Below are 13,867 nucleotides of genomic sequence, written 5' to 3'. Positions count from 1 at the left end.
CGGTCCGGTCCCGTTCCGTGCTTGTCCGGCGTGCCCCCGTGCCCGGAATGCTCGGTGGCCCGGCCGGCCGCGGGCTCAGGCCGGCCGCACCGCGATCCGGTCCAGCTCCGCCAGCAGCCCGGTCAGCTCCGGCAGTTCCGCGGCCCCGTCGTGGGGGACCTGCAGCACCTCGCCCGGCTCCTCGTCCAGCAGGACGAAGGCGGCACCCGTGGTGCGGGCCACCAGTGACCAGCCCGGCCCGTCCACCCGCAGGGTCCGCGCCTCCTCGCCCGCGAAGGAGGACCGCACCCGGCCCGGCGGCGGCGGGCTCTGCGTGTAGTCCACCGCCTCCTTGAGCGCCCGCGCGAGCCCGGGATGCGCGGCGGCCGCCTCCCCGCCGTCCGTGGGCACGCGCCCGCTCCAGTCCGCCCACTCCCGGGCGATCTGGTCCGCCCCCATCCGCCGCTGCACCGGCCCCCACGCCTCGGCCGAGGGCGGAGCCAACGGCACCCGGCCGGTGCCGTCCGCGCCCTGCTGCGGATCGTGCGGCTCCGGGATCCCGGGCGTCGCCACCGCGAGCTCCAGCGGCCAGCCCGCCAGCGAGACGACGATGCTCCGCTCGTCGGGGGACAGGTCGTACTCCATGCCGCAGTCCCACGAGGCGATCGCCATGGCCACGAGCGAGACGTCGTCCACGACGACCGTCCAGCGCGCGCCGTCCTCGTCCTGCCCGAGCACCAGGCCGTACCCATCCGGCGCCGGACGCACGCCCAGCAGCGAGCAGGCCTCCGGGAAGTCGTCCCCCAGGATGCTCGGGAACTGCGCGGGGGTCAGCAGCACGGCCGTCAGCACGTACAGCGAACCGCCGTCCTCCTCATCGGACACGTGGCCTCCCGGTCTTCCTCGTCGGCGCACCCTAACCAGCCGGTAACCCGCGCGTCGAGAGCTATCGGGCAGCGATTTCCAAGCCCGCTACCTGCACGTAGAGTTGGGGACCCGCCACAGAAAGGGAACCCCGGTGCAGCGTTACGACCGGCTGAGGGAGATCCTCCGTCTCGACCCCGACAAGGACTTCCTCGCCATCTACCGGCTCACCGCCACCTACGAGTTCCCCTGGGACTTCACCCGCGCCCTGGAACTCGCCCTCTTCCGGACCTACGCCGTCCCGAGCATCGGCAGCCTGCTCGCCGAGACCGCCGAGTTCACCGACCGCTCGCAGAAGCGCTACGACGACACCGCGCTGCTGCTCGACGCCGTCGTGGAGCACGGCTTCGAGTCCGACACCGCGCGCACCGCGATCCGCCGCGTCAACCAGATGCACCGCAGTTACGACATCGGCAACGACGACATGCGCTACGTGCTGGCCACTTTCGTGGTCATTCCGGCGCGCTGGCTGGACGCCTACGGCTGGCGCCTGCTGACCGGCCACGAGCGCCGGGCGTGCGCGAACTACTACGCCACGCTCGGCCGCCACCTGGGCATCACGGACATCCCGGACTCCTACGAGGAGTTCGAGGCGGCCCTGAACGCCTACGAGGAGGCCCACTTCGGCTGGGACGAAGGCGGCCGCAAGGTCGCCGACTCCACCCTCGACCTGATGGCCTCCTGGTACCCGGCGCCGCTGGCCCCCGCCGTGCGCCGCGGCAGCCTCGCCCTCCTCGACGAGCCGCTGCTGCGTGCCTTCCGGTACGAGGCCCCGGGCGCCGGCGTCCAGCGGCTGGTCCGGGGCGCACTGCGGCTGCGGGGGCGCGCCGTCCGCCTGCTGCCCCCGCGCAGGGCCCCGCACTACGCCCGCCAGAACCCGGAGATCAAGGGCTACCCCGGTGGCTACGACGTGGGCGAGCTCGGCACGTTCCCGGTACCCGGCTCGGGCGGGTGCCCCGTGCCGCATCCGCGCCGCTCGGCCGAAGCGGATGCCCAACCTCCGGCCTGATCCGGATCGCCTCCGCGGACCCCCGGGCAAGGGGCCGACGTACAAGAATCCTTCAGGGCCGCCGGACCGCCACCGCCAGGAACCGGGCGTCCTCGTCGGCGTACGAGGTCATCTGCCAGCCCGAACCGGCCAGCAGCGGGCCGAGGTTGTGCTCGGCCCGCATGTCGTCCGGGGTCAGCTCGCGGCCGTGTCGTGCCGCGAGGGCCGCTCGCCCGATCGGGTGGAACAGCGCGAGCCTGCCGCCGGGGCGCACGACCCGGGCGAGCTCGCGCAGGTTCGCCGCCGGGTCGGGCAGGTGGGCGATGAGCCCCGCCGCGAACACCGCGTCCAAGGCCGCGTCGTGCAGCGGCAGCCGGGCCACGTCCGCGAGCAGCAGCGTCCCCTGCGCGGCCCGGCCGGCCCGCTGTGCGGCGGCCAGCATCTGCGGGGTGAGGTCGGCGCCGAGCACGGTTCCCGACGGGCCGACCGCCGCCCGCAGCGCGGTCAGCGCCCGGCCGGTACCGCAGCCCGCGTCGAGCACCCGGTCCCCCGGCCGCAGCCCGAAGCCGGCCACGGCGGTCGCGAAGGCGGGTCCGTCCCCCGGGAACTTGCGGTCCCAGTCGCCCGCGCGCGCGCCGAAGAACTCCTGAACATGCGTGTGGTCTTCGCTCATCCGCCCATGATCCCCCACCGCGCTCTGCGGCCGACGGCTGCGAACCGTGCGGTGTACGGAGCCGGGCTGTGCGCACCGTGTGCAAGGTGGCACGCGGCGTGATCGAAGGTGAACGTAGCTGTGTCATATTCCAGCAGTTCCAGCGGCTTTCGAAATGCGCCCCTTGTTCGCCCCCTCACCCGGACTAGCGTCCGGTGGCCATGGGACACCTGGACCACGCCGCCTATGGCTGGCTTACCCCCGTGCTGTCATACGTGATGGCATCGATCGGCGCTGCCCTCGGGCTGCGCTGCACCGTCCGCGCGCTCGCCGCGACCGGACCCTCCCGCCGCAACTGGCTCGTCACCGCGGCCTCCGCCATCGGCACCGGCATCTGGACGATGCACTTCGTCGCGATGATCGGCTTCCACGTCACCGGCACCGAGATCCACTACAACGTGCCGCTGACCATCCTCAGCCTCCTCGTCGCCATGATCGTCGTCGGCGCCGGCGTCTTCGCCGTCGGCTACGGCAGGGACCGCGGCCGCGCCCTCGTCCTCGGCGGCCTCACCACCGGCCTCGGCGTCGCCAGCATGCACTACCTCGGCATGGCGGCCCTGCGCCTGCACGGCGACATCTCCTACGCCCCGCTGACCGTCGGGCTCTCGGTGGCCATCGCAGTCCTCGCCGCCACCGCGGCCCTGTGGGCCGCCCTCAACATCAAGTCCCCGGTGGCCGTCGCCGTCGCCTCACTCGTCATGGGCGCGGCCGTCACCAGCATGCACTACACCGGAATGCTCGCCGTCGCCGTGCACGTCACCCCCTCGGACCAGGCCCTGCCCGGCGCCACCGCCATGCAGTTCATCTTCCCCCTGGCCGTCGGCCTCGGCTCCTACCTCTTCATCACCTCCGCCTTCGTGGCGCTGTCCCCGACGGCAGACGAGCGGGCCGCGTCGGCGTCTGCCTCCGCGTCGGCTTCCGCTTCCGCTTCGGCCTCCGCATCCGCTTCCGCCGCGCGGCACCCGGGGGAGCGGTCGGCGCCGGCCCGCTGAGGCCTCGCTTCCGGTCATGTCCGCACCCGCACCTGCACCGCACCCGCACCCGCACCACGCCCGTACCGCCCCGGAACGAGGAGTCCATGCGCACACCCCGCAGAACACCGGAAGCAGCGGCGCCGCGGCTGCCCGCGCACGCGGGCGGTCCCGGTAGGGGAACCGGCCGACGGGCCCATGCCGGTCCGCCCGCCGAGGAGTCGGCGCAGAGCGAGCCCACCCGCCCGGGCGGACCGGCCGGACCCGCCGAGAGCGGTCCCCGGCTGCGGCTGCGTCCCGGCACCGTCCGCGCGAAGATCGTGTCGCTGCTGATGGTGCCGGTGGTCTCGCTGCTGGCCCTCTGGGCCTTCGCCACCGTCAGCACCGCCCAGGACATCGCCCGGCTCAGCCGCGTCCAGCAGGTCGACGAGCAGATCCGCACGCCCGTCGCCGCAGCCGTCGCCGAGCTGCAAGCCGAACGGCGCGCCGCCGTCCGGCTGCTGGCCGACCCGGCCGCCGCCGCTGCCCCCGGCGCCGCCACCGACCGGGCCGCCGCCCTGGAGCAGCAGGCGCGCCGCACCGACTCCGCCGTCCGGCGGCTGCGGCTCGGAGACCGGAACACCGTGGCCGACACCGGCGACCACGGCGGCGGTCTCGTCGCCCGGCTGCGCGGCTTCGTCGCGGCCGCCGAGGAGCTCGGATCCGCCCGCACGGAGATCGCGGACCGACGGGTCACCGCCGACGCCGCCTACGACACGTACACCCGCGTGCTCGACTCCGCGCTCGCCGTCGCCAGTGCCCTCTCCGGCGGTGGCCAGGACGCGGAACTCGGCCCGGACGCCCGGGTCCTGCTGGAGTTCGGGCGCGCCGGGGAGGAGCTTGCACGGGAGGACGCGCTGCTCGCACTGCCGGGTCAGCGCAGCGCCGAAACGCTTCGCCGCCTGACCGGGGCGATCGAGACCCGCCGCGCGCTGACCGACGCCGCGGCCCGTGACCTGCCCGCCGCGCAGCAGGCCGCCTGGCAGGCCGTCGCCAAGGGCGCCGCCTACGCCGACCTCGCCGCGGCCGAGGACCGGGCCCTGGCCGCCGGGACCGGCCGGGACGCCCATGGCACGCCCGCCGGGTGGGAGAGCGCGTACAGCGGGGTCGCCGCCGCGATGCGGGAGATCGAGGAAGCCGCGCACACCGCGGCCGCCGACCGCGCCGAGCCGTTCGCCGCGGGCGCGCTCGGCCCCGCCGGAGCCGCCGTGCTGCTCGGGCTGGCGGCCGTCGCCGCCTCGCTCGTCATCTCGGTGCGCATCGGCCGGGCCCTGGTCGTGGAGCTGGTCTCGCTGCGCAACACCGCCCTGGAGATCGCGCACCGCAAACTCCCGCAGGCCATGGACCGGCTGCGGGCCGGCCGGGACATCGACGTGGCTGCCGAGACCCCGCCCGGTCCGGCGGCCGAGGACGAGATCACCCAGGTCGGCGAGGCCCTGGCCACCGTCCACCGAGCCGCCCTCAGTGCCGCCGTCGAACGTGCGGAACTCGCCGGCGGGGTCAGCGGTGTCTTCGTGAACCTCGCCCGGCGCAGTCAGGTGCTGGTGCACAAGCAGCTCACGCTGCTCGACTCCATGGAGCGGCGGGCCGACGACCCGAGCGAGCTCGGGGACCTCTTCCGCCTCGACCACCTCACCACCCGGATGCGGCGGCACGCCGAAAGTCTGATCATCCTGTCGGGTGCGGCCCCGGGGCGCGCCTGGCGCATGCCGATCCCGCTGACCAACGTCGTACGGGCCGCAGTCTCGGAGATCGAGGACTACCCGCGCGTCGAGGTCCGCCAGCTCGCCGAAGCCGCCGTGATCGGCGGCGCGGTCGCCGACCTCACCCACCTGCTCGCCGAACTCATCGAGAACGCCACCCAGTTCTCCCCGCCCCACACCAAGGTCCGGGTCAGCGGCGAGCCCGTCGGAGCCGGCTACGTCCTGGAGGTCGAGGACCGCGGTCTCGGCATGGGCCGCGAGTCCCTGAGCGAGGCCAACCGGCGCATCGAGCAGTCCGAGGCGCTCGACCTCTTCGACAGCGACCGCCTGGGACTGTTCGTGGTCAGCCGCCTCTCGGCCCGCCACGGTGTGAAGGTGCACCTGCGCACGTCACCGTACGGCGGCACCACCGCCGTGGTGCTCCTGCCGCACTCCCTGCTCCAGGGCGCGCTCACGCCCGGCACCGGTGGCGGCGCGGAGGCTGTGGAGGCTGCGGCTGCGGCGGTGGAGGCCGTCGAGCCGGAGCAGCCGCCGGCCATGACCCTCGTACGGGAGGAAGCGCGCGGGATCCCGTTCCCGGGCCCGGCCCCCGTACGGGAAGAGCCGCGCCCGGCCCCGGTGGCGCCGCTCCGGCCGCGCGGCCCCGGGGGCACGGTGACCCGTACGCCTGCCGTGGCGAGCGCGCCCGGCCCGACCGTCGCCGCGGCGGCGGCGGCGGCGCCGGCATCGGTGTCGGCATCGCGCTCGACCTCGGGCCCGGCTCCGGCTCCGGCTTCGGCTTCGGCTTCGGCTTCGGTGACCGAACTCCCGCGCCGGGTGCGCCAGGCCAGCCTCGTCCCGCAGTTGCGCGAGGCCCCCGCCCCGAAGGGCCCGGATGGCACGCCGCCCGCGCAGGACCCGCCGGGCCGCAGCCCCGAACAGGCGAGGGACCGGATGGCGGCGTACCGGGCCGGCTGGGTGCGCGGCGCCCAGGAGAACTCCCCGAACGCACGCAGCGATGGCGATGGCGAAGCCGAAGCCGAAGGAGAACAGCGATGATCGAACACCAGAGAATCGACCTCGACGGCGTCCGCAGGTCCGGCGAACTGGACTGGCTGCTCGACGACATGGTGCTCCGGGTCCGCGAGGTCCGGCACGCCGTCGTCCTGTCCAACGACGGCCTGGCGGTCGGTGCCTCCAGCGCGCTCAGCAGGGAGGACGCCGAGCACCTGGCGGCGGTGGCGTCCGGCTTCCACAGCCTGGCCAAGGGGGCGGGCCGGCACTTCCACGCCGGGGGCGTGCGCCAGACCATGGTGGAGATGGACGAGGGGTTCCTCTTCGTCGCGGCCGCCGGCGACGGCTCCTGCCTGGCCGTGCTCAGTGCCGCCAGCGCCGACATCGGGCTGATCGCGTACGAGATGGCCCGGCTGGTGAAGCGGGTCGGCGAGCACCTGTACACCCCGCCCCGGTTCGCCGCGCGCCCGCCGACCGTCGGCTGAGGGCGGCCCGGCATATGAACGGCCAGTGGTACGACGCCGACGCGGGCCCGCTCGTCCGTCCGTACGCGATGACCGGCGGGCGTACGCGGCCGGGGCCCCACGGGGTCCGCTTCGACCTGATCGCGCTGGTCGTCATGGATCCGGGCGGTGTGGACGCGGCGGCCGAGTCGCTGCTCGGGCCGGAACACCGGGCACTGCTCGGGCTCTGCCGCGACGAGACCCAGTCGGTGGCGGAACTCGCCGCCGACGCGGACCTGCCCGTGGGCGTGGTGCGGGTACTGCTCGGGGACCTGCTGGAGGCCGGGCACGTCAAGGTCAGCCGGCCGGTGCCGCCGGCGCAGCTGCCGGACGAGCGGATTCTGCGTGAAGTCATCGAGGGATTGCGAGCGCTGTGATGGGACTGCACGACAACGGCTCCGCGGGGTGGACCCCGGCTCCGGACCCCGATCCGGCCCCGGACGCGGAGGGCGACGGTGAACTGGCCGCGCTCGCGCTGAAGATACTCGTGGCGGGCGGCTTCGGGGTCGGCAAGACGACACTGGTCGGCGCGGTCAGCGAGATCCGGCCGCTGCGGACGGAGGAAGTGCTCAGCGAGGCGGGGGAACTGGTCGACGACACGGGCGGGGTCGACCAGAAGACCACCACGACCGTGGCCATGGACTTCGGCCGGATCACGATCCGCTCCGGGCTGTCGCTGTACCTCTTCGGTACGCCGGGGCAGGACCGGTTCTGGTTCCTCTGGGACGAGTTGTCGCAGGGCGCGCTGGGCGCGGTGGTGCTCGCCGACACGCGGCGCCTGGAGGACTGCTTCCCGGCGGTGGACTACTTCGAACACCGGCGCATCCCGTTCGTGGTCGCCGTCAACTGCTTCACGAACGCCCGGCGGTACGGGGCGCACGAGGTGTCGCGGGCCCTGGACCTGGACCAGGGGACACCGGTGGTGCTGTGTGACGCGAGGGACAAGGACTCGGGAAAGGAAGTGCTGATCAGGCTGGTCGAGTATGCAGGGCGGGTGCACACCGCGCGGTTGCTGGACTCCGTGGAGCCGCAGGCCGATTCCGTGTGAACGTGTGAACGTGTGAAGCGACCCGCGGCGGCGGTGGGCCGGGGGTCAGTCGGCGATCCCGGATTCGGAGATCACCTTGTCGATGCGGACGCGGACGAGGAGTTCGCCCGGGACGGCGTTGCGGCGGCCGAAGGCCCCCGCGCGCTCCTCGCCCATGTAGCGGGCGGCGATCCGCGTCGCCCGGTGCAGCGTCTCGTCCGCGTTCCCGGCGTATTCGGTGATGTCGGCGCGGCCTTGGAGGACGACGTGGGAAAAGGGCGGCCGGTCGTCGTCCACGCAGAGCGCGACACGTGCGTCCCGGGCCAGATTGCGCCCCTTGACGGTGTCCTTGCCGGTGGTGAACAGGAAGGAATCGCCGTCGAGTACGAACCAGATCGGAGCGATGTGCGGGCTTCCGTCCTCGCGGACAGTGGCCAGTTTGCCGGTACGGGTGGAATGGGAGACGAAAGCCCGCCATTCCTCTTGAGTCATCTTGTTCGCCATGGCTCCATCCTCCTTGCCGGAAAGCCCCTGGTGGGGAAGGCTTGCGCCACGACTACGCGGGGTGGGGCGCGGCCATGTCGGCCGCGTCAACGGGGAGGGGCTGGAAATGGCACTGGACAAGCAGCTCGACTGGCTGCTGGACGACCTGACACGGCGTGTTCAGCAGGTGCGGCACGCGGTGGTGCTCTCCAACGACGGCCTGGTGACGGGCGCGAGCGCCGGGTTGGCGCGGGAGGACGCGGAGCACCTGGCGGCTGTCGCCGCCGGGCTGCAGAGCCTGGCGAAGGGGTCGGGACGGCACTTCCGGGCCGGTGAGGTACGCCAGACCATGGTCGAGTACGACGAGGGGGTCCTCTTCGTCATGGCGGCGGGCGCGGGCAGTTGCCTGTGTGTGCTGAGCGCCGCCGAGGCCGACATCGGGCAGGTCGCGTACGAGATGACGCTGCTGGTGAACCGGGTCGGGGAGCACCTGGGGGTCGCGGAGCGGCGGATCACTGGCGGCTGAGGGGCTGGGCGGGGCCATTGACCTGGGTTTTCCGGAGTTATCCACAGGCCTCGCCGGGTTTCGTCGCGCTGAGTTACGGTCTTCACGCAGAGTAATCGCCGCTCGTGGGGAGGACCGACCGTGATGACACCGATGGACACCGTGGTGCGCGACGACGTCGCCGTGGATGCGCGCATGGACAAGGACATGGCCGCCGATGCTGTTGCTGACGAGGGCACAAGTGCGGACGTACTGGTGGGCGGCGTACAGGCCGCGGGGGAGCTGGGGCTGAGCCGGAGCGAGTTCGCGCGCGCCGTCCAGCTGGGAATCGTGCGCGCCGCGCCGCCGACCGCCGCCGGGGCCGCGCGCTTCAGGCGCCGTGAGCTCGAGCGGGTCCGCTCGGCCGGAGGCTGCCCCGACGCCTTGCGCGAGCGAGTGGAGACCGTGGCCGGGGCGCAGGCCTCGGCCGCCGTGACGGGGGTCGGCCCGAGCCGGTTCACCAGGCTCGCGCGCTGCGGCCACGTCACCCCGGTCGGGTACCGGATCAACCGCTACCGGGCCGTGGTGTGGCTCTACCTGACCGCGGAGCTAAGGGACTTCGCGGCCCGGGAGCCGGGGATGCTGCGCGGGAGCGCACCGCCGACGGACCGGGAGCTGATGGCTGCCAAGGCGGACCTGCGTCCCCGGAAGTGGCGCGAGCGGCATGTGGGGCTGCTGCTGAGACGGACCGCCGACCCCTGGGAGCGGGCGGGCGTACTGGCCTCCGTGCTCCCGGAGGAGGAGGTGCGTCAGGCCGTCCCCGACCCGGCGGAGCGGATCGTACTCGCCGCGCTCGCCCCGCCCCCGCCGTACGGGCACCCGCAGATCCCGGCGGCCGCGGCCGTGGCGGCACGGCTGTTGCTGGCGGAGCCGCCTGACGAGATCCACTGGTACCGCACCAGCCTGGACTTCGCCCTGACCGGGGCCCGCGGTCAGTCGAAGTCGACGGGGGAGAGGGGGCCGACGTAGAGCCAGGCCCCACCCTCGCGGGAGAAGCTGCTGTGCTCGTGCAGGGAACCGGTGTGCCGGCCCTCGCGGTAGTGCGCCCGGAACTCCACCGCCCCTTGCGTCTCGAACATCCCACCGCGCTCGGTGGCCAGGATCTCCAGCCGCTCCCAGCGCTGCCCCGGATCCAGGTCGAGCCCGGCCGGGCGGGTGGACGGGTGCCAGGAGCGCAGCAGGTAGGCGGTGTCGCCGACCGCGAAGGCGCTGAACCGGGAGCGCATCAACAGCTCGGCGGTGGGTGCCTGCCGCTCACCGGAGTGGAAGCGGCCGCAGCACTCCGGGTAGGCGGCGGGCAGCCCGCAGGGGCAGGGGAGGGCCGGTACGGGCATGGGGGCTCAGCTCTTCGGGTGCGGAGGGTGCAAGGGGTGCGGGAGATGAGGAAGGTGAGAGGAGGCGCGTAGGGCGGCGAGAACTACTGCGGTGACACGGCCGGCTTGGCCGACTCGGGCGGATACGGGCGGAAGAGGCCTTCCTGGACCACGGAGACCAGCAGCCTGCCCTCCAGGTCGTAGATGCGACCACGGGCCAGGCCCCGGCCACCGTGCGCGATCGGGGACTCCTGGTCGTACAGGAACCACTCGTCCGCCCTGAACGGCCGGTGGAACCACATGGCGTGGTCGAGCGAGGCCATGTCGAAGCCGCGCATGCCCCACAGCGGTTCCTCGGGGATGCGCACCGCATCGAGGAGGGTCATGTCACTGGCGTAGGTGAGGGCGCAGGTGTGCACGAGCGGGTCGTCGCCCAGCGGGCCGACCGCGCGCATCCACACCGCGCTGCGGGGATCGGCGTCCTTGAGCTCTTCGGGAGTCCAGCGGAGCCGGTCCACGTACCGGATGTCGAAGGGCTGGCGGCGGGCCATCCGCTCCAGGGCCTCCGGCAGCGCGCCCAGGTGTTCGCGGATCTCGTCCGCGACCTTCGGGAGCGCGTCCGGGTGCGGGAAGTCGAGGCGAGGAGGCAGCTGGTGCTCGATGCTGCCCTCCTCCGGGTGATGGAAGGAGGCGGTCAGATTGAAGATGGTCTTGCCCTGCTGGACCGCGGTGACGCGGCGCGTGGTGAAGGAACGCCCGTCGCGCACCCGCTCCACCTGGTACACGATCGGTACCCCGGGGATCCCGGGGCGCAGGAAGTACGCGTGCAGGGAGTGGACCGGCCGGTCGCTCTCGGTGGTTCGGCCCGCGGCGACCAGGGCCTGGCCGGCGACCTGCCCGCCGAACACGCGCTGGAGCGACTCCTGGGGGCTCGCGCCCCGGAAGATGTTGACCTCGATCTGCTCCAGGTCGAGCAGATCGACGAGTCTCTCGGCGGGGTTCGTCATCAGAGGTTCTCCAGTGTCGGGTCCGGCGGTTCCGGCGGGTCAGGCGGTTACGTTGGCGCCGGTCGTCGGCGTCTGGGGGGCGGTCAGAGCTGGCCGAGTTCGCCGACCGAGGTGACCCGGACGATCGCCCGGCCCTCCTCGTCGGAGGCCGCGAGGTCGACCTCGGCGCTGATGCCCCAGCCATGGTCGCCGTTGGGGTCGGCGAAGGTCTGGCGGACGCGCCACAGGCCGTGCGCCGGGTCCTCCTCGATCTGCAGGAGCTTGGGGCCGCGGGCGTCGGGGCCGGTGCCCAGGTCGTCGTACTCGTCCCAGTACCCGTCCATGGCCTCGCCCCAGGCGTCGGCGTCCCAGCCGGACCCGGCGTCGAGTTCGCCCAGCACGTTCACGTGGTCCAGCGCGGCCAGCTCCACCCGCCGGAACATGGCGTTGCGGACGAGGACGCGGAAGGCGCGGGCGTTCGCGGTGACCGGCTTGACCTGGTCGGCCTTCTCCTGCGCCTGCTCCGCCGTCTCCACCTCCGGGTTCGCCAGCTGCTCCCACTCGTCGAGCAGGCTGGAGTCGACCTGGCGGACCAGCTCGCCAAGCCAGGCGATGAGGTCCTGGAGGTCCTCGGACTTGAGGTCGTCGGGGATGGTGTGGTCCAGCGCCTTGAACGCGCCCGCCAGATAGCGCAGCACGATGCCCTCGGTGCGGGCGAGCTCGTAATAGGAGGTGAACTCGGTGAAGGTCATCGCGCGTTCGTACATGTCACGGATGATCGACTTCGGCGAGACCGGGTGGTCGCGCACCCACGGGTGGCTCTTGGCGTACACGTCGTAGGCGTGGAGGAGCAGCTCTTCGAGGGGCTTGGGATAGGTGACGTCCTGGAGCCGCTCCATGCGCTCCTCGTACTCGATCCCGTCGGCCTTCATCGCGCCCACGGCCATGCCGCGTTCCTTGTTCTGCTGGGCGGCCAGGATCTGGCGCGGGTCGTCCAGCGTGGACTCGACGACCGAGACCATGTCCAGCGCGTAGGAGGGGGACTCCGGGTCCAGCAGGTCGAAGGAGGCCAGTGCGAAGGTGGACAGCGGCTGGTTGAGCGCGAAGTCCTGCTGGAGGTCGACGGTGAGCCGGATGGTGCGGCCCTCGGCGTCGGGGGTGTCGAGCTTCTCGACGACCCCGCCGTCCAGCAGCGAGCGGTAGATCGCGATGGCCCGGCGGATGTGCCGCAGCTGGGCCTTGCGCGGCTCGTGGTTGTCCTCGAGGAGGTGGCGCATCGCCTTGAAGGCATCGCCCGGCCGGGCGATGACCGACAGGAGCATGATGTTGGTGACCTTGAAGCGCGAGGTCAGCGCCTCCGGGTCGGCGGCGATGAGCTTCTCGAAGGTGGTGTCCGACCAGGCCACAAAGCCCTCGGGAGCCTTCTTGCGGACCACCTTGCGGCGCTTCTTCGGGTCGTCGCCTGCCTTCGCGAGGGCCTTCTCGTTCTCGATGACGTGCTCGGGCGCCTGGGCCACCACATAGCCCGCCGTGTCGAAGCCGGCCCGGCCGGCGCGGCCGGCGATCTGGTGGAACTCGCGGGCGCGCAGCGTGCGGACCCGGCTGCCGTCGTACTTGGTGAGAGCGGTGAACAGCACCGTGCGGATCGGGACGTTGACGCCGACGCCGAGGGTGTCGGTGCCGCAGATGACCTTCAGCAGACCGGCCTGGGCCAGCTTCTCCACCAGGCGCCGGTACTTGGGCAGCATGCCCGCGTGGTGCACGCCGATGCCGTGGCGGACGTAGCGGGAGAGGTTCTGGCCGAACTTGGTGGTGAAGCGGAAGTTGCCGATCAGGTCGGCGATCTTGTCCTTCTCCTCGCGGGTGCACATGTTGATGCTCATGAGCGACTGCGCCCGCTCGACCGCCTGGGCCTGCGTGAAGTGCACGATGTAGACCGGCGCCTGCCGGGTCTCGAGCAGCTCGGTGATGGTGTCGGTGATCGGCGTGGTGACGTACTCGTACGACAGCGGGACGGGCCTGGTCGCGGAGCGGACCACCGTGGTCGGCCGGCCGGTGCGCCGGGTCAGGTCCTCCTCGAACCGCTTCATGTCGCCGAGGGTCGCCGACATCAGGATGAACTGCGCCTGAGGAAGTTCCAGCAGCGGAATCTGCCAGGCCCACCCGCGGTCCGGTTCCGCGTAGAAGTGGAACTCGTCCATCACGACCTGGCCGATGTCGGCGTACTTGCCGTCGCGCAGGGCGATGGAGGCCAGCACCTCGGCGGTGCAGCAGATCACCGGGGCGTCGGCGTTCACGGAGGCGTCGCCGGTGAGCATGCCGACGTTCTCGGTGCCGAAGAGCTTGCACAGGTCGAAGAACTTCTCCGACACGAGCGCCTTGATCGGGGCGGTGTAGAAGGTGACCTTGTCCTGGGCCAGGGCGGTGAAGTGCGCGCCCGCCGCGACCAGGCTCTTGCCGGAGCCGGTCGGAGTGGACAAGATCACGTTCGCCCCGGAGACGACCTCGATCAGTGCCTCCTCCTGAGCCGGGTACAGGGTGATGCCCTGGTCCTCCGCCCACGAGGAGAAAGCCTCGAAGAGTGCGTCGGGGTCGGCGTTCGGCGGGAGCTGATCAATGAGGGTCACACCCCCCATCTTGCCTGGCTTCCCCCCGGATGAGGGAACCGGCGGCCGGAGGGAAGATCATCGACGGTACGCTGT

Annotated in this window: 14 protein-coding genes; 8 read left to right on the top strand and 6 right to left on the bottom strand. The window is 72.5% G+C overall.

Annotated elements, in window-relative coordinates; all coding sequences use genetic code 11:
* Positions 1 to 75: 75 nt before the first annotated feature.
* On the bottom strand, positions 76 to 864 hold the full coding sequence (locus ACFWB8_RS00555; RefSeq protein ID WP_385220300.1) for a hypothetical protein: 789 nt from the start codon (positions 862 to 864) through the stop codon (positions 76 to 78).
* A 133-nt stretch (positions 865 to 997) separates the two neighbouring features.
* On the opposite strand from ACFWB8_RS00555, the gene ACFWB8_RS00550 reads away from it, so the two are divergent.
* Entirely contained in the window at positions 998 to 1,912 is a 915-nt protein-coding gene (locus ACFWB8_RS00550) for an oxygenase MpaB family protein (RefSeq protein WP_385220297.1), read from the top strand.
* Between the two features lie 52 nt (positions 1,913 to 1,964).
* On the opposite strand, the gene ACFWB8_RS00545 is transcribed toward ACFWB8_RS00550, so the two are convergent.
* Entirely contained in the window at positions 1,965 to 2,564 is a 600-nt protein-coding gene (locus ACFWB8_RS00545) for a class I SAM-dependent methyltransferase (RefSeq protein WP_385220294.1), read from the bottom strand.
* Positions 2,565 to 2,764: 200 nt separating this feature from the next.
* Here ACFWB8_RS00545 and ACFWB8_RS00540 point away from each other — a divergent pair, with 200 nt between their 5' ends.
* The 5 genes from ACFWB8_RS00540 to ACFWB8_RS00520 all read left to right on the top strand — a co-directional run bounded on the left by ACFWB8_RS00540 (position 2,765) and on the right by ACFWB8_RS00520 (position 7,860).
* Complete coding sequence (locus ACFWB8_RS00540; RefSeq protein WP_385220292.1) at positions 2,765 to 3,595, top strand: MHYT domain-containing protein; 831 nt, start codon at positions 2,765 to 2,767, stop codon at positions 3,593 to 3,595.
* Positions 3,596 to 3,681: 86 nt separating this feature from the next.
* Complete coding sequence (locus ACFWB8_RS00535; protein WP_385220289.1) at positions 3,682 to 6,354, top strand: nitrate- and nitrite sensing domain-containing protein; 2,673 nt, start codon at positions 3,682 to 3,684, stop codon at positions 6,352 to 6,354.
* Complete coding sequence (locus ACFWB8_RS00530) at positions 6,351 to 6,794, top strand: roadblock/LC7 domain-containing protein (RefSeq protein ID WP_385220286.1); 444 nt, start codon at positions 6,351 to 6,353, stop codon at positions 6,792 to 6,794. The genes ACFWB8_RS00535 and ACFWB8_RS00530 overlap by 4 nt, the downstream gene beginning before the upstream one ends.
* Positions 6,795 to 6,808: 14 nt before the next feature.
* Entirely contained in the window at positions 6,809 to 7,189 is a 381-nt protein-coding gene (locus ACFWB8_RS00525; protein WP_385220284.1) for a DUF742 domain-containing protein, read from the top strand.
* Positions 7,189 to 7,860, top strand: a complete 672-nt coding sequence (locus ACFWB8_RS00520) for an ATP/GTP-binding protein (RefSeq protein WP_385220281.1) — start codon at positions 7,189 to 7,191, stop codon at positions 7,858 to 7,860. The genes ACFWB8_RS00525 and ACFWB8_RS00520 overlap by 1 nt, the downstream gene beginning before the upstream one ends.
* 45 nt (positions 7,861 to 7,905) lie before the next feature.
* Here the strand turns inward: ACFWB8_RS00520 and ACFWB8_RS00515 are convergent, their stop codons facing one another.
* Positions 7,906 to 8,343: a PPOX class F420-dependent oxidoreductase gene (locus tag ACFWB8_RS00515; protein WP_385220279.1), complete on the bottom strand. Its 438-nt coding sequence runs from the start codon at positions 8,341 to 8,343 to the stop codon at positions 7,906 to 7,908.
* Positions 8,344 to 8,449: 106 nt separating this feature from the next.
* On the opposite strand from ACFWB8_RS00515, the gene ACFWB8_RS00510 reads away from it, so the two are divergent.
* Entirely contained in the window at positions 8,450 to 8,848 is a 399-nt protein-coding gene (locus ACFWB8_RS00510) for a roadblock/LC7 domain-containing protein (RefSeq protein ID WP_365916468.1), read from the top strand.
* Positions 8,849 to 8,971: 123 nt separating this feature from the next.
* Positions 8,972 to 9,835 (top strand): DUF6397 family protein, encoded by an 864-nt coding sequence (locus ACFWB8_RS00505; protein ID WP_385220276.1) that lies wholly within the window; start codon positions 8,972 to 8,974, stop codon positions 9,833 to 9,835.
* Here the strand turns inward: ACFWB8_RS00505 and ACFWB8_RS00500 are convergent.
* The 3 genes from ACFWB8_RS00500 to ACFWB8_RS00490 all read right to left on the bottom strand — a co-directional run bounded on the left by ACFWB8_RS00500 (position 9,799) and on the right by ACFWB8_RS00490 (position 13,792).
* Positions 9,799 to 10,200 (bottom strand): YchJ family protein, encoded by a 402-nt coding sequence (locus tag ACFWB8_RS00500; RefSeq protein WP_385220273.1) that lies wholly within the window; start codon positions 10,198 to 10,200, stop codon positions 9,799 to 9,801. The two genes, ACFWB8_RS00505 and ACFWB8_RS00500, sit on opposite strands and share 37 nt — an antisense overlap.
* 83 nt (positions 10,201 to 10,283) lie before the next feature.
* Positions 10,284 to 11,186: an acyl-CoA thioesterase gene (locus ACFWB8_RS00495; protein ID WP_385220270.1), complete on the bottom strand. Its 903-nt coding sequence runs from the start codon at positions 11,184 to 11,186 to the stop codon at positions 10,284 to 10,286.
* A gap of 83 nt (positions 11,187 to 11,269) precedes the next feature.
* A complete protein-coding gene (locus ACFWB8_RS00490) occupies positions 11,270 to 13,792 on the bottom strand; it encodes a DEAD/DEAH box helicase (protein ID WP_385220267.1) in 2,523 nt (840 codons plus the stop codon).
* Positions 13,793 to 13,867: the final 75 nt, after the last annotated feature.

The organism is Streptomyces sp. NPDC060031, assembly GCF_042736805.1.
Classification (GTDB): domain Bacteria; phylum Actinomycetota; class Actinomycetes; order Streptomycetales; family Streptomycetaceae; genus Streptomyces.
Note: the sequence above shows the minus strand (reverse complement) of the source record. Positions and strands in the feature narration are given on the sequence as shown.